General features: G+C 44.1%; 14 protein-coding genes. 9 read left to right on the top strand and 5 right to left on the bottom strand.

The features are described from left to right. Nucleotides 1–78 precede the first annotated feature (78 nt). The 3 genes from D5281_RS07705 to D5281_RS07695 all read left to right on the top strand — a co-directional run bounded on the left by D5281_RS07705 (nt 79) and on the right by D5281_RS07695 (nt 3,394). Nucleotides 79–981: a carbohydrate ABC transporter permease gene (locus D5281_RS07705; RefSeq protein ID WP_330584882.1), complete on the top strand. Its 903-nt coding sequence runs from the start codon at nt 79–81 to the stop codon at nt 979–981. Between the two features lie 120 nt (nt 982–1,101). After that, nucleotides 1,102–1,965, top strand: coding sequence for a carbohydrate ABC transporter permease (locus D5281_RS07700; RefSeq protein ID WP_160559576.1), 864 nt, complete (start codon nt 1,102–1,104; stop codon nt 1,963–1,965). A 61-nt stretch (nt 1,966–2,026) separates the two neighbouring features. Next, nucleotides 2,027–3,394: a sulfatase-like hydrolase/transferase gene (locus D5281_RS07695; protein ID WP_160559575.1), complete on the top strand. Its 1,368-nt coding sequence runs from the start codon at nt 2,027–2,029 to the stop codon at nt 3,392–3,394. A 97-nt stretch (nt 3,395–3,491) separates the two neighbouring features. On the opposite strand, the gene D5281_RS07690 is transcribed toward D5281_RS07695, so the two are convergent. After that, nucleotides 3,492–5,108 carry a Na+/H+ antiporter NhaC family protein gene (locus D5281_RS07690; protein WP_160559574.1) on the bottom strand — a complete coding sequence of 539 codons (1,617 nt, stop codon included), beginning with the start codon at nt 5,106–5,108 and terminating at the stop codon, nt 3,492–3,494. A 524-nt stretch (nt 5,109–5,632) separates the two neighbouring features. Between D5281_RS07690 and D5281_RS07685 the strand changes: the two genes are divergently transcribed. The 3 genes from D5281_RS07685 (at nt 5,633) to D5281_RS07675 (ending at nt 10,375) form a co-directional block, all read left to right on the top strand. Next, nucleotides 5,633–8,662 carry an AAA domain-containing protein gene (locus D5281_RS07685; protein WP_160559587.1) on the top strand — a complete coding sequence of 1,010 codons (3,030 nt, stop codon included), beginning with the start codon at nt 5,633–5,635 and terminating at the stop codon, nt 8,660–8,662. Nucleotides 8,663–8,729: 67 nt separating this feature from the next. After that, nucleotides 8,730–9,170: a hypothetical protein gene (locus tag D5281_RS07680; protein WP_160559573.1), complete on the top strand. Its 441-nt coding sequence runs from the start codon at nt 8,730–8,732 to the stop codon at nt 9,168–9,170. A 266-nt stretch (nt 9,171–9,436) separates the two neighbouring features. Next, the gene (locus D5281_RS07675; RefSeq protein WP_160559572.1) at nt 9,437–10,375 is read left to right on the top strand and encodes a hypothetical protein; all 939 of its coding nucleotides are present in this window, start codon (nt 9,437–9,439) and stop codon (nt 10,373–10,375) included. Between the two features lie 56 nt (nt 10,376–10,431). Here D5281_RS07675 and D5281_RS07670 read toward each other — a convergent pair whose 3' ends face one another. The 3 genes from D5281_RS07670 to D5281_RS07660 form a co-directional block, all read right to left on the bottom strand. Beyond that, nucleotides 10,432–10,935, bottom strand: coding sequence for a DUF5721 family protein (locus D5281_RS07670; RefSeq protein WP_160559571.1), 504 nt, complete (start codon nt 10,933–10,935; stop codon nt 10,432–10,434). Nucleotides 10,936–10,995: 60 nt separating this feature from the next. Then, on the bottom strand, nt 10,996–12,081 hold the full coding sequence (trpS, locus tag D5281_RS07665) for a tryptophan--tRNA ligase (protein ID WP_160559570.1): 1,086 nt from the start codon (nt 12,079–12,081) through the stop codon (nt 10,996–10,998). A gap of 228 nt (nt 12,082–12,309) precedes the next feature. Next, the gene (locus tag D5281_RS07660; protein ID WP_160559569.1) at nt 12,310–13,197 is read right to left on the bottom strand and encodes a class I SAM-dependent methyltransferase; all 888 of its coding nucleotides are present in this window, start codon (nt 13,195–13,197) and stop codon (nt 12,310–12,312) included. Between the two features lie 424 nt (nt 13,198–13,621). Here D5281_RS07660 and D5281_RS07655 point away from each other — a divergent pair, with 424 nt between their 5' ends. Both D5281_RS07655 and proB read left to right on the top strand, forming a co-directional pair. Continuing rightward, the gene (locus D5281_RS07655) at nt 13,622–15,118 is read left to right on the top strand and encodes an ASKHA domain-containing protein (RefSeq protein ID WP_160559568.1); all 1,497 of its coding nucleotides are present in this window, start codon (nt 13,622–13,624) and stop codon (nt 15,116–15,118) included. Between the two features lie 55 nt (nt 15,119–15,173). Next, nucleotides 15,174–15,974: a glutamate 5-kinase gene (gene proB, locus D5281_RS07650; RefSeq protein WP_160559567.1), complete on the top strand. Its 801-nt coding sequence runs from the start codon at nt 15,174–15,176 to the stop codon at nt 15,972–15,974. A 143-nt stretch (nt 15,975–16,117) separates the two neighbouring features. Here the strand turns inward: proB and D5281_RS07645 are convergent, their stop codons facing one another. Continuing rightward, nucleotides 16,118–17,359, bottom strand: a complete 1,242-nt coding sequence (locus D5281_RS07645; protein ID WP_160559566.1) for a DUF1015 domain-containing protein — start codon at nt 17,357–17,359, stop codon at nt 16,118–16,120. Between the two features lie 351 nt (nt 17,360–17,710). Here D5281_RS07645 and D5281_RS07640 point away from each other — a divergent pair, with 351 nt between their 5' ends. Then, the gene (locus D5281_RS07640) at nt 17,711–19,312 is read left to right on the top strand and encodes an O-antigen ligase family protein (RefSeq protein ID WP_160559565.1); all 1,602 of its coding nucleotides are present in this window, start codon (nt 17,711–17,713) and stop codon (nt 19,310–19,312) included. Nucleotides 19,313–19,325: the final 13 nt, after the last annotated feature.

Raw genomic sequence — 19,325 nt, 5'->3', positions numbered from 1 at the left:
TTCATCAGATATGACTTTGTAACTTATTAACTTTATAGCTCTTGTGGCTATATCATTATTATACTAGGAGGAGCGGGAGTGAATAAAAATACAGGCACAAAGAAAACAAAGGGCAGATATGATAACTGTGCTTATGTCATGATATTCCCGGCGTACTGCATATTTACCATATTTATTTTGGTTCCAATTGCTGTGGTGTTTTATTACAGCATTACGAATTTTAACATGTATACCACACCGGAATTGGTTGGCCTTAAAAATTATATCAATCTTTTTACCGATGAAGACTTTCTGATATCCATCAAGAACACGCTTTTTTACAGTGTATTTACCCTCTTTCCACAACTGGCGCTGGGTTTATTGGTAGCAGTGCTGTTATACAGAAAATCAAAACTCCTGCCTATCTTCAGGACGGCTTTTTACATACCGAATGTTATGTCTATGGTCTGTATTTCCATGGTGTGGCTGTGGGTGTTTGACCCTACCTATGGGGTTTTGAACCTGGTTTTAAAAAGCTTTGGCGTATCTACGAAGATGTGGCTGCAGGACCCGGATATGGCAATGTTTTGTGTGATTTTGATGAGTATCTGGAAAAGCTGCGGTTATTCTATGGTTATTTTCCTTTCGGGCCTTACGTCTATTCCGGATTCTCTCTATGAGGCGGCTTCTTTGGACGGCGGCACGGCGCTGCAGAAATTCTGGCATATTACCTGGCCTATGCTGCGGCCTACCACTTTCTTCTTACTGGTAACGGGAATTGTAAACAGCTTTTCCGTATTTGAGCAGGTAAATATTATGACCAATGGCGGCCCTCTGAAAAGGACCACCACGATTGTGCATCAGATCTACAGAAGAGGTTTTCTGGAGTTTAAGATGGGATATGCCAGCGCAATGTCCGTTATATTGTTAGCTTTTTCCGTCTTTATCACATTTTTGATTTTTAAATATGGAAGCGGCGGGCAGGATGTAGACGTATCATAGGAGCCAAATAAGCAGCCAAATTGAAAAAATCAGGGATTTTTGCCTTACTGATCTGTGCTTGTAAGAGCATACTTCGTGCACCTTCAATTTGAGAGCTGCTGGAAAGAATGGGGATTCGTAATGAAAAAAGAGAAAAGAAACCAGATTATATGGATTATTGTAATGAGCGCGGCTTCTCTTGTGATGCTGGTGCCGATTATCATGATGTTTATGACGTCCTTTAAGACAAGGGCGGAAATCCAGTCGCCGGTGTTTCATTTACTGCCTGAGAGATTTTCACTGGATAATTACAGGGATGCTCTGACAACAGGAAATTGGATGGTTTATTTCAAGAACTCTCTGATCATCACACTGACGGCAGTGATACTTTCTTTGCTGTTCAATTCCATTGCCGGGTATGCCTTTGCAAGACTTAAATTCAGGGGCGCTAAGATCATGTTTTTGTTTTTAATGATAGGGCTTATGATGCCGCCCCAGGTAACAATGCTCCCCACCTTCCTTATTATGGCCCAGTTTCCTTTCGCCGGGGGAAATAATCTGTTTGGCACGGGGGGAACGGGACTGATCAATACTTATGCGGGACTGGTGATTCCGTTGGTTTCCGGTTCCTATGGGGTGTTTTTATGCAAACAGTTTTATGAGAACTTTCCCCGCTCTCTGGATGAGGCGGCGGAAATTGACGGGGCAAATAAATGGAAAACCTATTTTGCGATTTATCTGCCAAATTCGAAGGCAATTTTGGCTACCCTGGGACTTCTAAAAGCGGTTTCCGTGTGGAACGATTATATGTGGCCGCTGGTTATGACAAACTCGGAAAGTATGAGAACGGTACAGCTTGCCCTTACTATGTTTAAGACAGACAGCGGTATCATGTGGAACCAGATGATGGCTGGCTCGGTTCTGGTGGCGCTGCCGATGTTTGTATTGTTCCTGTGTGCACAAAAATATTTTATTCAGGGAATTGTAACTTCTGGATTAAAGTAGAGGGGTAGGATTTTGAAAAAGCAAAGGTGAATAAAGTTGTTTTGCAGAATGGGAGATTATCATGGAAAGACCGAATATTTTATTTTATTTTTCCGACCAGCAGAGGGCGGACACGTTAGGATGCTATGGGCAAAAGCTGGATATCAGCCCGAATTTGGACCGCCTGGCAAGGGAAGGAGTCTTGTTTGAAAAAGCCTTCACGGCACAGCCGGTATGCGGGCCCTGCAGGGCCCTGTTCCAGACGGGGCGTTATCCTACGGAGATTCAGTGCTTTAGAAATGGGCAGCCGCTGCCTTTAGACTGTAAAACGGTTGCCGATTATATGGAGGAGGCAGGCTATGAGACCGCCTATGTGGGAAAATGGCATTTGGCCAGCCACAGGGACAGCTATGCTGCGCCGCCGGATATTGATTATGAGGAAAAAGCCATTCCTTTAGAGCGCAGGGGCGGTTATAAGGGATTTTGGAGGGTGGCGGATGTTTTAGAGGCTACCTCCCACGGCTATGACGGGTTTGTTTTTGACGAAAATATGAATCAACGTGCATTCAAAGGATACCGGGCTGACTGCATTACGGATTTTGCATTGGAATATCTGGATGCCTATGATGGGAAAAAGCCCTTCTTTTTAACCATATCCCATATAGAGCCTCATCATCAAAATGACAGAAACTGTTATGAAGGACCTGAGGGTTCGAAGGAAAGGTTTGCAGATTATGAGCTCCCGGAGGATTTAAAGGCCCTTAAAGGGGACGCAGATGAAATGTACCCGGATTATCTGGGATGTTGTAAGAGTCTGGATGATAATTTGGGACGCCTGATTGAGAAATTGAAGGAAAAAGGTCTGTATGACAATACCATTTTGATATACAGTTCAGACCATGGCTCTCATTTTAAGACGCGTAATAAAGACCCGCATTTGATGGGCGGCGATGACTATAAACGCTCCTGTCACGATTCCTGTTTGCAGATTCCTCTTGTGATTGCAGGGCCCGGATTTACCGGAGGAAAAAGAATCAAGGATCTGGTGAGCACAGCAGGTCTGCCAAAGACGTTTCTTGCCATGGCAGGGGTGGATGTGGGGGATGCCATGATTGGAGAGGATTTGGGCAAGGTGGCGGCCGGAGAACTTACCGGGCGAAAGAATCAGATTTTTGCACAGATCAGCGAGAGCCGCATCGGGCGTTGTATCCGGACGGAACGATATCTGTACAGTGTGTATGCGCCAGGGGCGGATGGATGGCAGGAGGGCAGCAGCGATTATTACGAGGAGGATTTTTTCTATGATTTAGTGAAGGATCCTTATGAACTGGAAAACCAGGTCAAAAATCCGGAATATGAGGAAATTCGGAAAGAGCTTGCTAAGCTGCTTTTGGATGAAATTGAGAAAGCGGAAGGGGTAAGGCCGGTGATAGCTTGCTGCAGCGATTGAAAAAAGCCGGTTATTCCCGCCGGAAATGTGACTGGCAAATATAAAATGAAAGGAAAAACTCCCATCTTAGATTAAGAGATGGGAGCTTTTGGTATACCTAACTTTCAGAAGAACTCGGGGTAATTGCTTTTACAATGAACAAAACGGCAATCAGCAGGAGGATGCCTAGCGGAAGGGGCAGCCATGGATTTTGTACAAATCCTGCAATAATGTATGTAATAAATGATACGGCAGCCGCTAATAAAGCGTAAGGCAGCTGTGTGGTAACGTGGTTTACGTGGTCACATTGGGCACCGGCGCTTGCCATAATGGTGGTGTCTGAGATGGGAGAACAATGGTCTCCGCAGACAGCGCCAGCCATGCAGGCGGAAATGGAAATAATCATAAGTTGAGGGTTTGAATTTGCAAACACTGCAACCACGATTGGAATCAGGATGCCGAAGGTGCCCCATGAGGTTCCGGTGGAAAAGGCAAGGAAACATCCAACTAAGAAAATGATAGCCGGCAGGAAATTCATAAGTCTCTGTGCGCTTCCTGTCATGGCGCCGGCAACAAACTCAGCGGCCCCAAGGCTGTCCGTCATTGCCTTTAAGGTCCATGCGAAGGTCAGAATCAAAATGGCTGGTACCATTGCTTTAAATCCGTCAGGAAGGCAGTCCATACATTCACTGAAGGTAAGCACCCTTCGAATCAGATAAATGATAATGGTGATGATGATTGCAAAGATACTTCCAAGAGCAAGACCAACGGATGCGTCCGAATTGGAAAAGGCGGTGACAAAGTTTTCACCCTGGAAAAATCCGCCGGTGTAAATCATTCCGATTACGCAGCAGACGATAAGTGTAATAATGGGAATGACCAGATCGATTACTTTTCCCTTTGTATTAATGGGGGCGTTTTCCGCCCTGGACGTATTTTTGCCGGAGGTAAATAAATCTCCGTTTAAGGCGTTTTGCTCGTGAGTCAGCATGGGGCCGAAATCAATGTTCATCAGGATAATGACAATCATCATGATAAGAGTAAGCAGCGCATAGTAGTTATAAGGGATGGCCCTGATGAAAATAGAAAAGCCATCTTCTCCCTCCACAAAGCCGGATACGGCGGCAGCCCAGGAGGAAATAGGTGCAATGATGCAGACTGGGGCAGCCGTTGCATCAATTAAATAGGCTAATTTAGCACGGGAAATCTTATGCTCATCTGTGACAGGCTTCATGACACTGCCCACGGTCAGGCAATTGAAATAATCATCTATAAATATAAGAACACCAAGGGCAACAGTGGCAAGCTGCGCGCCTGCACGATTTTTAATTTTTTGCTTTGCAAAATGGCCAAATGCGGCGGAGCCGCCTGCCCGATTCATCAGACTTACCATAGACCCCAAAATCACAAGGAAGATAAGGATGCCTACATTATAGCTGTCGGAAAGCACTGATACAAATCCTTCGTGAAAGATGTGGGTGAAGGTACCTTCAAAAGAAAAACCGGAGTAAAATAATCCGCCTACCAAAATTCCTACAAACAAAGAGCTGTACACCTCTTTGGTGATAAGTGCAAGTACGATTGCGACAATCGGCGGGACAAGGGCCCAAAATGTAGCATACATAGAAGGAAGCTCAGCGCCTTCCTCTGCGGCCAGGGCAACCATAGGCATCAGGAGAAAACAAAGTGAAAGAGAGATGCCGCTTGCAAGGAATCCACGTTTCAATTTTTTCATAATTTACCTCATTTCTGCAGGGGAACTTTGTTCGGCCGCTGCGTTAGTGTGTATAGAGTGAAAGATTTATCTTTCATTCCTTTCTCATTGGTTGGACAATTTATTGTAGCATCATGTATGGCAAAAACCAAGTATTTTTCTGCATAAATATAAAAATAATACGAAAATAAGTTACTTTTTGCACAGTGGAAAGGGTATATTAGGGAAAAAATTGCATATTTCGCAACAGCGAAGCCGAAGCATGAACGGTTACGTTACTTTTCACGGGTCAAGAATGCGCATTCCGTGAGAACGTGATTCAGGTGTGAGGGGCGATTTTTGCGAAGTGAAACTTGGAATATCGCCCCGAATGTTACTATGAGCGGCTCCCAGGCCGTGAATAGCAACAACGGTTACTTCTGATTGCGCCAGGTTCGCAGGCGGGCTTGCGGTATGCAGGGGGATTAGTGTATAATAATTTACTGTTTACAAGAGGTTTTTGGTGTGACGCGCAGGTGGTGTGCGGTGTGTGGCAGGTACAAGGTATGAATAGTGTTTGCAGGGATATTTTCAGGGCAATCCATGAGGGAAAATGGCTTCAAATTGAATATCGAAATAAAGAAAACCAAATTACAAAATACTGGATTGGCATCCGCAGCCTTAATCTTGCAAGGCGGTCTTTGGCTGTGGACGGACTTCATCTTGGAATATACACCATAGAATCCTACGAGTGTATCTATATTGAGGCCATTCTTTCCTCTGAAATCGTGGAGGGTTCCTACTGTGAAATCAATGGGAAACTGGTAGAAGATATCCATAAAAATCCCCACAAATACAAGGGACTATTTGATAATGTTGTAAACTTAAAAATTTTAAACTATCTGGAAATGTGCAACCGCATGGACACAACCCCTTACTATAAAGAGTTTAAATTAGTCCAATATTTGGACAGGGAAAGCTTTAGAGGCGAAAGTCTTGCGCTCAGTGATGAGCAGTTTAAATATATTGTCAAAAATTTTCAATATAAGATGGACGATAAAAAGAAGGACGGAAAGCTGGTTATCCAGCAGTTGGGCATAAATGTTCTGAGCATTCATAGCACCAGGGGGCTTTATGTGCTGGCTTACAGAAAGCTGCAGCTGGATGTAAAAAGAAAAATACTGCGGCCTGCCAAGGAGATTACAATCTGTACGGAATTTACCTGCAATGGGACTACGGAAAGCATCCGCAAGTATCTGGATGCAGAAGACTATGAGCTTTTAGAGGAGTTTGAAAAGAACCAGGAGCAAATCAAGGATTGCATTACCAACTACAACAGGCAGGTGACGGGCGTGGATGATATGCCTTATGTGATTGGGCTGGGGATGGACATTGTGCTGGACCTGCGCAGTGAATACAAGGCAATCATTGATATGTACCACGGGGATAAGGCAACAGTTCCCATCCGGGCCTTTTTTGGGGATTTGCTGGGCCGCCCGGTTCGGCGGAAGGCGTATCCTATCACGCTGCTAAACCGGCAAATTAATTTGGACCAGCTTCTAGCAATCAACAATGCAATGAAATTCCCCATTGCTTATATCCAGGGGCCGCCGGGAACAGGCAAAACAAACACGATTATCAATACCATCGTCACCGCCTTTTTCAATGAAAAAACAGTGCTGTTTTCCTCCTACAACAACCATCCCATCAGCGGCGTATTTGAAAAACTCTCCGGATTAAGCTACTGTGGAAAAAGGATTCCCTTTCCGGCCCTGCGCCTGGGAAATATGGAAAAGGTACGACAGGCAATTTCTTATATAAAATCCGTTTATGAAGAAACGAAGGATATCAAGATCTTTGAAGGGACTTTGGACAGGCGTAAGGATGGCAGAATCGAACGGGCGAAGAAACTCTCAGGCCTTCTTAAGAAATATGAGGAGGTGCTGGATTTAAAGGAGCGCAGCGAAACCTTAAAGCGAATGATGGAATACCAGGATAAAGCAAAGGGTTCTATCAGCCTTTTGCCTTTTCAGGCGGATTTGCAGGGCAGGCAGCTTGTGCAGGTGGAAAAGCAGATTGGGGAGCGGGGAGAGATAACGGATGAGGACGCTGTGGCTCTGCTGGACAATGATGAGGACGAGCTGTATCAATATTTATATTACACGTCCGCAAGATATATTAAGCGGCTGGAGGAAGTGAAATATGAAGATTTCAGACAAATTCTTTTTACAGAGGATAAAAAGAAACAGGTTGAGGCGTTCAACAAATATTTAAGCGAGGAAGAAAACGTAAGGAAATTGCAAAAAGTATTTCCCATCATGATCACCACCTGCATTTCCGCCCATAAGCTAGGGCCCCCAACCCCTATGTTCGATATGGTGATTATGGACGAGGCAAGCCAGTGCAACACGGCGGTTTCCCTGGTGCCGATTATAAGAGGAGAGAGTCTGATGCTGGTGGGGGACCCCCAGCAGCTTAATCCGGTTATTTTGTTAGGGGAGCTGGATAACAGGCAGCTTAAGAAAAGATACAATATTTCAGATGAGTACGACTACAGAAAAAATTCTATATACAAGACTTTTTTAGCCTGCGATTCCGTGAGTGATGAAATTCTGTTGCACAACCATTACAGATGCAATAAAAAAATCATTGATTTTAACAATAAAAAATATTACAACTCAAAGCTCAGCGTTGCCTCAAGCAGCACAGAGGCCCAGCCTTTATTGTATGTGGATATTCCGGGCAGCAGGAGCGATATCAAAAACACGTCTCCGGGAGAAGTGCGGGAAATTATAAAGTATGCTGCCTCAAACCAGGACAAAACAATCGGTGTGATCACACCCTTTGTCAATCAGAGAAAAATGATTGAAGAAGCCATAGAGCGGGAAAAGCTGACCAACGTATCCTGTGGTACCGTCCATGCTTTTCAGGGAGATGAAAAGGACGTGGTTTTATTTTCCACGGCGATTACGGAAAGCACCGGGGCCGGTACTTATAACTGGTTGAAAAATAACAAGGAATTGATCAATGTGGCAACCTCCCGGGCGAAGGATAAATTGATCGTACTTTCAGATTTTGCAAACGTGTCAAGGCTTCATAAAGAAGGGGATGACGATTTGTTTGAGCTGGTGGAGTATGTAAAAAAGAACGGAGGCTCAAAGGTGACGCAGAAGGCGGCCAGCTCCCGGGCGCTTGGGGTAAAGCCCTTCAGCACGCAGACAGAGGAGGCTTTTTTGGAAAATATGACCCATGCCCTTGAAAATATCTGGCTGTCCCAGAAGCGCTATACCATTCACAGAGAAGTGCCGATTTCCCAGATTTTTATGGATAATATCAGTCATGATGATTTGTTTTACTCGGAGCGGTTTGACTTCGTTGTCTTTGAAGTGGAGTCGAAAAAGGAAATACCTATCTTGGCGATTGAACTGGACGGGAAAGAGCATTTTGAGGACAAGATTGTAAGGGCGCGGGATGAAAAGAAAAACAGAATCTGCAAGGCACATAATCTGCAGATTATACGGGTGGAAAATTCTTATGCAAGGCGGTATAACCATATAAAGCAGATTTTGGTAAATTATTTCTCACATAGGCATTAATTTGTTTCTACAATTGGCCGAATTATATTTTAGAAGAAGCAGTGTGCAGACAGGAGGTTGTGGGAGAATGATGCAGGTAGGTTCTAATATAAAGGATGGGGCGAAGGAGGCGAAATATTTTGACGGAAGGGCATTTCGCAGCAATGGTGCAGGGGAACAGGAGAATGATGCAATAGAAGGGACCGGAATGGACGGCGGAGAAACCGTTGACTTTATGGAGATGCTTAAGGGGAAGAAGGAGGAGATAATAAAAAAGGTTGTCAATGGGGAGACGGAGCCTAAAATACAAATAGGCGCCCAGGCCTTTACGGAAAAAGAATGGGACAGACTGCTGAAGCAGTTTGATTCGGCGGAGGATGCAATCAAAGAGAAAATGCGGGAGGAATATGCAAAACGATTTAAGAAGCAGACCGGGCAGACCAAGGAAAGTGATCCTGACGAAGAAAAGAAAGGGCCTTTGTCCGATTCAGATACGGACATAGAAGAATTGCTGAGGCAAATATTATAAAAAGCATCCTCTATAGAAATTTAAAAAGAGTGCAGGGGTATTTGGAGAGTTTGAGCCGGATTTGGTTCGATTCATTACATTTACGAACTCAAAAGCTATTTTGTTTTGGGATTATGCCGATATAAAATATGTAGAGGATTTCTGGTATGTCAAATTTGATTCAATCATTGCGCGTAGGAAAGAAATTCACATTTTATATGATTGAGAATGCAGGGGAAGAAATTGGGGATAAAGGAATATCCCGTTAAATGGAGGTAGAAGGAGCTATGAAAGTACAAAACAAAGCAATTTTTATGGGTGAGAGCATCCAAAGTCAAAGGCATGCTGCAAATGAGAAAAAGAGTAGTCGGTCCAATATTTTTGCAGGAGATTTGAATCAAACTTTTGATCCCATTGCGCAAAAAAAACAGCAGGCTCAGAAGAAGGCAATGAAGATTGTGACGGATACCTGGGCTGGGGACAGAAAGCTGGACGAATCCTTAGATGAGAGAAGAAATAAAATCAAAGAGCTTGAAAGCGCTATGAAAGAGTCCGGTTCTCATCTGAAACGGATTAATGAGGAAAGAGCGGCACTTAAGGAGACTTATGGATTTACGGAGGATTCCCAGGAAGAACAGGATTTAAGGCTCTTGGAAAAGCAGGCGGACAATAAGCCTCTTACAAAGGAAGAACAGGAGCGCCTTGCACAGATCAAGGAGGCAGGCGGCCCTACGGAGTATCAGGAGCATTCCCTTGAACTATATAAAGCCGCTTCTACTTATAAAGAAGAGTATGAAAAAGCTAAGAAAGAAATATATCAGGAAAGCAGTGCCATTATGTCAGCGAAATTAGAGCGGCTGAAACATGATCCTATGGTTAAGGCGTCCAAAAGTGCGGACGAAATAATGGAGGCGGCCCGTCAGGAAATTATTGGTATGCTGTATGATGACGCCAAAGATCATATTGATGAGGAGATGGAAGAAAAGAAAGAGGCGGCGGACAAGAAAGCCGAAAAAGAAGAGGAAGAAGAAGAAAAGATCGAAAAGAGAAAAGAAGAAAAAGAAGAGAAAGAAGAATTTATAGAAGAAATCTCAGAAGATATGACTACGATTTTGGATGCGGACAATCTCATGGACGATGTGCAAAGGGAAATCAAAAAGATTATGGATGAGATGAAGCTACTTGATGAGGATATGAAGGGCGCGGCTGTGGATACTGCCGGGTGATGTACTTTATGAATCAGGAATTTTCATAAACGGCACAGCTGGGGTGGCTGCGCCGTTTAATCTTCTTCAAAAGCAATTTCCTTTTCCAAAAGAAAGCGGGAAAAGGAATCATCCCATAACTTATCAGGAGTTTTGTCGGGAAGAAAAGCATAAAATGCGGTGGCAGTGATGCAGGTAAGCATACTGCCATCGTATTTTATATTTAAAACAAAAGCCTTGATATCGGATAATGTAACGCTGGCGTTGCCATTTTGAAGGATTTCATTGACCAGTTCCGGCTTTAAGTGGAGCACCAGCTTAAAGTTTACCGGAGTGCGTTTGCCTTTGATCAGGTCAAAACAGATTTGGCGCATATCAGCCCACTGGGAAAATTCATAGGGAGGCAGTATATTGTCGTCATGAATATCGCCGGTAAAAAATCCCTTTTCAATATGGCCGTCAATCACAAAGGTATTGTAAGTGGTTATAGAAGCTTCAGCCAGCAGGAAAGAGTCAAAGGCGCCAGAGCCTAAGAGTCTGCTCATAAAATTTTTCACATCTTTTATCTGGTAGGCTTTCATGAGATACCTCCATATATAGAAAACAGTGTTAAGGATATTGCACAATAAATCATATACTGGTTATCGTGCATATTTGGCCGCCTGTTCTGTTATCAGCGCCTGATCGTCAAAGTAGTTGATTTTCATGGAATTTTTCACATCTGCTAAAGTTTGTGCAGCTGCTTCCCTTGCGGCAAGGCTTCCCTCGCGAAGGATTTCATAAACGGCAGGAATATCCTGTTCCCATTCTTTTCTTCTGGCGCGGACAGGGGACAATGCTTCTTGAAGTACATTGTTTAAGAACTTTTTGACCTTTACATCTCCAAGCCCGCCTCTGGTGTAATGGGCCTTTAACTCGTCAAGGTTTGCATAATCCGGAAGGTATTCTGCAAACATATCGTCTTCGCAGAAAGCGTCCAGATAAATAAATACAGGGTTGCCGTCCACCCGCCCGGGGTCGGAAACCTGAAGGTGATTGGGGTCGGTAAACATGGACATAACTTTTTTGCGGACATCTTCTTCTGTGTCAGAGAGATAGATGCAGTTATTTAAGGATTTGCTCATTTTCGCCTTGCCGTCAATCCCTGGAAGGCGAAGACATGCTTTGTTACTGGGCAGCAGGGCATCCGGTTCCACCAGGGTATCTCCATAAACAGAATTAAATTTCCGCACAATTTCTTTTGTCTGCTCTATCATGGGCAGCTGGTCTTCGCCTACCGGAACAGTGGTTGCCTTAAAAGCGGTGATATCGGCAGCCTGGCTGATGGGATAGGTAAAGAAACCTACCGGTATGCTGGCCTCGAAATTACGTATCTGGATTTCGGATTTTACTGTAGGATTCCGTTGCAGCCTTGATACGGTCACAAGGTTCATATAGTAAAAGGAAAGCTCGCAAAGCTCGGGAATCTGGGACTGGATTAACAGGGTAGACTTCTTAGGGTCAAGGCCGCAGGATAAGTAATCCAGCGCAACTTCAATAATATTCTGGCGAACCTTTTCCGGCTGTTCCGCATTGTCCGTAAGAGCCTGTGCATCGGCAATCATAATGAAAATTTTATCGTAGATACCGGAATTTTGCAGCGCTACCCGGCCTTTCAGGGAACCTACATAGTGGCCTACATGAAGACGGCCGGTGGGCCTGTCGCCGGTTAAAATAATTTTTGACATATTGATTACTCCTTTGATTCCTTTTATATTACATATTATATGGCCAAAACTGCCCGCATGATTTTTCAACACGCTCTAACGCCCATTATACACTATCAGACGAAAATTTCCTACCAGTTTTTGTGTGAAATCACGGAAAGCAATTTTCAAAGATGCTGTGTGCTGGCAAAGCAAACCACCAGCTCAGACGGCAAAATATTACTTGAACTGACCTTATAATAAAGCGGTTCAGTCTTCGGGCAAAGCGCTGCTATACCCCGGCGTCCAGCGGCCGCTAGCTCCGCAGGGAAGTATAAGCCCGCTATCTGCTACAGGAAGTCCGATTTCAGAAGAAACCACCTGTCCGCCCAATTTTTCCACGATTGTCGTATTTAATAAGTATGTGAGTACGGCCGGCTGTAAACCTGTGGTGTAGGAATTGATCAGGAAAAAAAGAGAGTCCCTGTTCAGAAGCCGGGAGGCTGACCGGATAAAGGGATAGATGCTTTCTTCCATTTTCCAGATTTCACCTTTCGGTCCCCTGCCGTAGGAGGGTGGGTCCATGATAATGCCGTCATAGGTATTTCCCCTGCGGATTTCCCGTTCTACGAATTTCGTGCAATCGTCCACCAGCCAGCGAATGGGTGCGCCCGAAAGGCCCGAGGCGGCAGCGTTTTCCTTTGCCCAGGCGACCATGCCTTTAGAAGCGTCCACATGTGTGACGCAGGCTCCTGCGTTTGCGGCTGCCAGGGTGGCTGCGCCAGTGTAGGCAAACAGGTTTAGAACCTTGATGGGACGGTTAGCGCTTTGAATGATTTTGGAAAACCAGTCCCAGTTTACAGCCTGTTCGGGGAAAAGGCCGGTATGCTTGAAGCTGAAGGGCTTTAAGCGGAAGGTGAGAGTCCTGTAATGGATGCTCCATTCTTGGGGAAGATGAAAAAACTCCCACTCACCGCCGCCCTTGGAGCTGCGGTGATAATGCCCGTTTAAGCAGTTCCATTCTTTTGCACGTTTTGGGGTGTCCCAGATGACCTGCGGGTCGGGGCGCAAAAGGATATATTTCCCCCAGCGTTCCAGCTTTTCGCCGCCGGAGGTGTCTATTACTTCGTATTCTTTCCAATTGTTTGCTATCCACATAAGAATCCTCTCTATACTCTGTATTGATCAGAGCGTGTTTGAAAATGGTAACGGTTCGGATCAGTTGAACCATTTCTGGAAATAAACTGTTGCGACATGATTAGATAATAGATAAATATAGTTAAAAAATCAAGGATTTTGTGTTATTCTATAATAGCTTTGGTAACAGTTCGTCACTTTTCATGGGTCAGGAATGCGCATTTACTGCGCACTGCGTGAGAACGTGCTTCAGGTGTGAGGGGCGATTTTTGCGAAGTGAAACTTAGAATATCGCCCCGAATGTTACTATGAGCGGCTCTCAGGCCGTGAATAGTAACAACAGTTCGGATTGTTTTCGGCGAGAGCTGGTAATGGCATTGTAGAAAGGAGTGTTCTATTGACGCAGTACCACAAGCATAGCTTGGGGTATGCAGGAGGTATTAAAATGGAAGGGTTAAAAAATAAATGTCCGGGATGCAAACGAATAAGCTGCAATGGCTGTGGGATTTTCCAGAAATTAAACACCAACAAACAGGCAAAAATCCAGTTTCCAGAGAGCTTTCAGATAGAGCACGGGACAGGGCTTGGAATTTCCTTTGACGTTGGGACAACCACTGTGGCAGGAATGCTTTGGGATTTGGAACAGGGAAGTCTTTTGGGGGTGGAGACAGGCGCTAACCCACAGGCGGCCTTTGGTGCAGATGTAATCAGCAGAATAAAGGCCGCAGTGGAGCAGGAGGATTCCCTTCACAGGATGCAGGAGCTTTTGGTAAAGAAATTGGATGAGATGGCCCTGCGGATGGTAAGGCAGCTTTGTACGGAGGATTGGCCTGGTGCAGAAGATTGGTTTTACAAGAAAAACAGGTCTGAGACTGTAGACGGGCAGGAAATAAGGGGGGAAAAAGGGAAGGCATGTATTAGAAAAGTATCTGTTGTTGGAAACACGGCCATGTGTGAAATTTTCATGGGAATAAAGCCTGTAAAATTGTCCGGGGCTCCTTTTACCCCGGATTACAGGAACAGGATTTTTTTAGAAGGGAAAAAGCTGGGTTTTCATTTTTTGCAGGATGCGGTATTTACTGTTTTGCCGCCGATTGGAGGTTATGTAGGCGCAGATGCACTGGCAGTTTACAGTTATGTAAATCAAGCAGAGCAAAACAGAAGGATTCTGGCGGTGGATATTGGAACGAATGGGGAAATCATTCTGGAATATGATGGAGAAAAATACGCCTGCTCAGCGGCTGCCGGACCGGCATTAGAGGGCGGGGCCATCAGCTGTGGAATGCGTGCGGCCAAAGGGGCAATTGATATGGTGGCCTTAAATGGCAGCTTTCCTGTGCAGGACATTGTATGCAGAGTGATTGGAGGCGGTCCAGCTGTGGGAATCTGTGGGTCCGGTTTAATTGATGGAGTGGCGTTGCTTTGCAAGGTCGGTGTGATAGACAGGACCGGATATATGCGCAGCAGACAGGAGGCAAAGAATGCCGGAGTTTCTGAAAAAATTTGCAGGCGGATTGACGAAAGGAATGAAAAACGCCGATTCCTTTTGACGGATGAGAGAGCGCCTGTTTATTTGGAGGCGGAGGATGTGCGTCAGCTACAGCTATCAGTCAGCGCGATACGTTCTGGTATGGAAATATTATTGGGCAAAGTGAATAGGAAGGCATCTGAGCTTGACAGGCTTTACCTAGCAGGCGCTTTTGGATGTTATATTGAAATAGAAAGCGGAATTGCAATCGGGCTATTTCCTGATATACCCAGAGAACTATTTTTTCAGGCAGGAAATCTGGCGGGTACAGGGGCGGCAATGGCGCTGCTTTCCGAAAAAACATTGGAGCGTATGGAACAAGAGAGCAGTAAGATTACCCATGTGGAGCTGGCAGAGGAAGACGTTTTTCGAGAATTGTTTTTGAAACATATGTCTTTAAGGGCTTTGCCGTGAAAGAAAATAAGTGGGCTGAAAACAAAAAATTCTTACAGGGAGGGAATAATGGTAAATGAACAGGGACTTTTTAAAAGATAAAAAGAGAATTGTGGTAAAGATTGGAACATCCACCATCACGCATGTAGATACGGGGCATTTAAATCTTCTTAAAATGGAAAAACTGACTCGGGTTTTAACGGATATCAGAAATCAGGACAAAGAGATTGTATTGGTATCCTCAGGCGCCATTGGCGCCGGAAGAAAAGCACTGGGAATCAAAGAAAAGCCTCGCAGCCTTTCTAAGAAGCAGGCATGCGCGGCGGTGGGGCAGGCGAGGCTGATGATGATTTACCAGAAGCTTTTTGCAGAGTATAATCAGACAATCGCGCAGATTTTAATTACCAAGAGAACGATGATCAATGAAATCAGCAGGAGGAATGCGGAAAATACCTTTCATGAACTTTTGAATATGGGAGTCATCCCCATTGTAAATGAAAATGATACTGTTTCCACAGACCAGATTCAGGATGAAAATTTTGGTGATAATGATACACTTTCAGCTACCGTTGCTCAGATGGTCCAGGCGGATATGCTGATTCTTTTATCCGATATAGACGGCCTTTATACGGATGACCCGAGAAATAATGAAAAGGCTGAATTTGTGAGCTGTGTGGAGAAGATAGATGATGGCTTATGCTCCATGGCCAAGGGAGCGGATTCTGCTTTCGGCACAGGCGGCATGACGACTAAAATTGCGGCGGCTAAGATTGCAAATGAAATTGGAGTTGATATGGTGATTGCCAATGGCAATGATGTGGTGAATATCAGCAGGATACTGGAAGGGAAAGAGATTGGTACTTTGTTTAAGGCGTGACAGTTAAGGCGCTATAGGATGTATAGGCTTAGGTCTCCCGTAGAAAACCAGAGCATAAAGAACGCCGGATTCTACGGGAGATTCCTGTTTTTGGATAAAGGGGCACATCGACATTAACAGATGGTTTCTTTGGTTCCTTTGAATTAGGAGAGCTTATGAAGGAACAATCCGCTTCGCAGCTTAGGCTCAAACCAGGTGGATTTAGGAGGCATCAGCAGACCGGCATCAGCAACTTCCAATAACTCGGAAATGGATGTGGCGTACATGGAAAAAGCCACGGCCATATCGCTGCTTACCCGGCGTTCCAGTTCCTCCAGCCCACGGATGCCACCCACAAAGTCAATCCGCTTATCAATTCTGGGGTCCTGGATATTCAAAATTGGATGCAATAAATTATCCTGCAAAATGGAAACATCCAAGCCTTTAACCGGGTCAGAAGAAAACAAAGATTCATGGGCGGTAAGCAAATACCAGCCGCTAGGAAGGTACATGCCGAAAGTTCCTTTCTGGCAGGGAGCAATCTGCCTGTTCCCAAAGTATTCCACTGTAAAGCCAGCCTTTTCAATTTCTTTTAAAAAGCTTTCCGAAGACAAACCATTTAAGTCCTTAACCACTCTGTTGTAAGGCATAATATAGAGCTGGTCATCCGGGAAAAGTACGGAGAGAAAGCGGTTAAATTCTTCCTCTCCTGTATAATCAGGGTGTTCCGCGCGCCTTTTTAATCCGACCTTTACGGCAGAGGCACAGCGATGATGTCCATCGGCTATGTAAGTGCAGGGAAGGGCGGCAAATAAAGCCTCCAGCCTTGCGATTACCTTTGTATCTGAAATTTTCCATACCCGGTGGCTGATTCCATCAGGGGAAATGAAATCATAAAGAGGCGGCTCATTTTTTGCATTATGGACAATTTCGTTGATTTCCTGTTTGGAACGGTATACAAGAAAGATAGGACCGGTATGCGCATTCGTGGTATCCACATGGCGGATTCGGTCAAGCTCCTTTTCCTCACGGGTGTTTTCGTGCTTTTTAATTAGCTGATTTAAGTAGTCATCTATAGAAGAACAGGCAGCAATCCCGGTCTGGGAACGGCCGTCCATGGTTAATTCGTAGATGTAATAGCAGGGAGAAGCTTCCGTTATAAATGTTCCGTCTGCAATCATTGCATCTAACAGTTCTTTGGCCTTTGCATATACTTTTGGGGCATAGGTGTCTGTTTCATCGGAAAACTGGGTTTCAGCCCTGTCAATTTTTAAAAAGGAAAGAGGCTCTTTGTTTACCTCTGTCAGGGCTTCCCTGCGATTATAAACATCATAGGGCAATGCGGCAATCCGACTGGCTAATTCCGGTTTGGGTCTGATACTTTGAAAAGGTGTGATTTTGGGCATTATTTATACCTCCATGATAAAATGGGCTTAAACCAATTGTTTTCATACACTGCAAGATTCATTCTCTGGTTATGATTATATGTCGAAAAGCCCCGAAGTGTCAATTTGTTTCCTGTTTAGAGTGTAAACAATCGTAGCGATTCGTTACTTTTCACATGTTGGCCAGAGGACGCGTGACGTTTTTCCAAGGGTTCCTTTTGGAATATTTATTTTTTCCAAGCTGTTTACTGACTGACCTGTGAAAAGTAACGGCTAACGTGTGAAAAATAACACCAATCTGACACAAAAGTTGACATTTTGACATTCTGATTTCATAATAAAATATGAAAAAAACAAGGAGAGCGGATTCAAATGGCAAATCATCTTAAAAGGACGTCCGTAGAAAAAAAGGGAATTGGACATTTATATCATAGGCTGGCAAAGGAAGTTGTTTCTGCATACGTATTTCTAATGCTGGTAGTATTCCCATTCTATTATCAGGATAAATATTATAATATTGGTGATGCAAAATGGAAATTTTTTACGGTTTTAACCTTTGGCGCGGGAATCCCTTTGTCTTTGGCCGTTATATTCCATTTGGTGAGCATGATGTGTGGGCATGAATTAAAGGGGGATTTGAAAAATATAAAATTTTCTCTTTTGGATGGATTTGTATTTTTCTATGCCGTTACAGTGATAGCATCCACCCTCTTTTCACCCTATAAAAATCTGGTCATATGGGGGGCCAATGGATGGTATATGGGACTGATAGCACAGATTTGTTTTGTGCTGATCTATTTTTTCGTATCCCGTTATTGGAAATGGGACAATTCTGCCATCGCTCTTTATTTTGCCGGGGCATTTGGCGTGTTTTTACTTGCTGTTATGATGCGTTTTCGGATAGATCCGCTTAAGATGTACCGGGATTTGGATGAACAATATATAATTGATTTCTTGACGACAATTGGACAGACTACATGGTATTCAAGCTATCTGGTGCTCTTATTTCCACTAGGCATGTTTGCCTTCTGGTTTTATAATAATAAGCAGTGTCGTATTCTAATGGGAATTTTTACTTCGGTTGGCTTTATGACAATTATAACACAAAATTCCGATAGCGCGTTTGTGGCGTTAGGAATAATGATTTTTGTACTGTTCTGGTTTTCCTTAGAATCAAACAAAAGATTTAAACGTTTTTTTGAAGTTATGATGGTCTGTTTCGTGAGCTTTAAACTTATAGGTATCTGCCAGCAGGCTTTTCCTACAAGAGCGGTTCCTTTGGGGGATTTTTTTATCTTTTGTTCTCAAGGTGCTCTTACCTGGGTGCTTTTAGCAGGTGTTGTAACAGCTTATTTCTGTTTCAGTTGGATGGAAAAGTATAAAAATATTGATATTACAAAGATAAAAAATCTACGTATCATATTACTTGTTTTTCTATTTGTAAGCGCGGTGCTGACAGTTATTTATATTTATCTTAACACGACTGGCAAAATTCCTGAAAATTATAGAAGCCATAGTAATTACCTTCTGTTTGATGAATATTGGGGAAATAACCGGGGTTTATCGTGGATGGCATCGGTAAAATCATTTCTGAAAGGGGATCTGCTTCGGAAGGCGCTGGGCTGTGGGCCGGATGGCTTTTCATTGTATATCCGGAATTTTTTTGGTGAGGAATTGGCAGGAAAGTGGGGACAAAGCGTTGCACTGACCTGTGCGCATAACGAATGGCTGAATGTGATTGTAAACCTTGGAGTAATAGGCGCTGCGGCGTATATCGGAATTTTTATTTCAGCTGTTTTACGTTTTGGGAAAAGGACAGAGAAGCATTCGGAGCTTATAGCGGTCATGAGTGCCGTGCTTAGCTACATGGGACATAACTTTTTTTGCTATCAGCAGGTTATCTGTACACCGATTGTATTTATTCTAATTGGAGTTGGGGAGGCAATTATTCGATGTGAGCGGATGGAAGAATAGGAACACAGCTTAT

The sequence above is a fragment of the Parablautia muri genome (assembly GCF_009917485.1).
Lineage (GTDB): Bacteria > Bacillota > Clostridia > Lachnospirales > Lachnospiraceae > Suilimivivens > Suilimivivens muri.
Note: the sequence above shows the minus strand (reverse complement) of the source record. Positions and strands in the feature narration are given on the sequence as shown.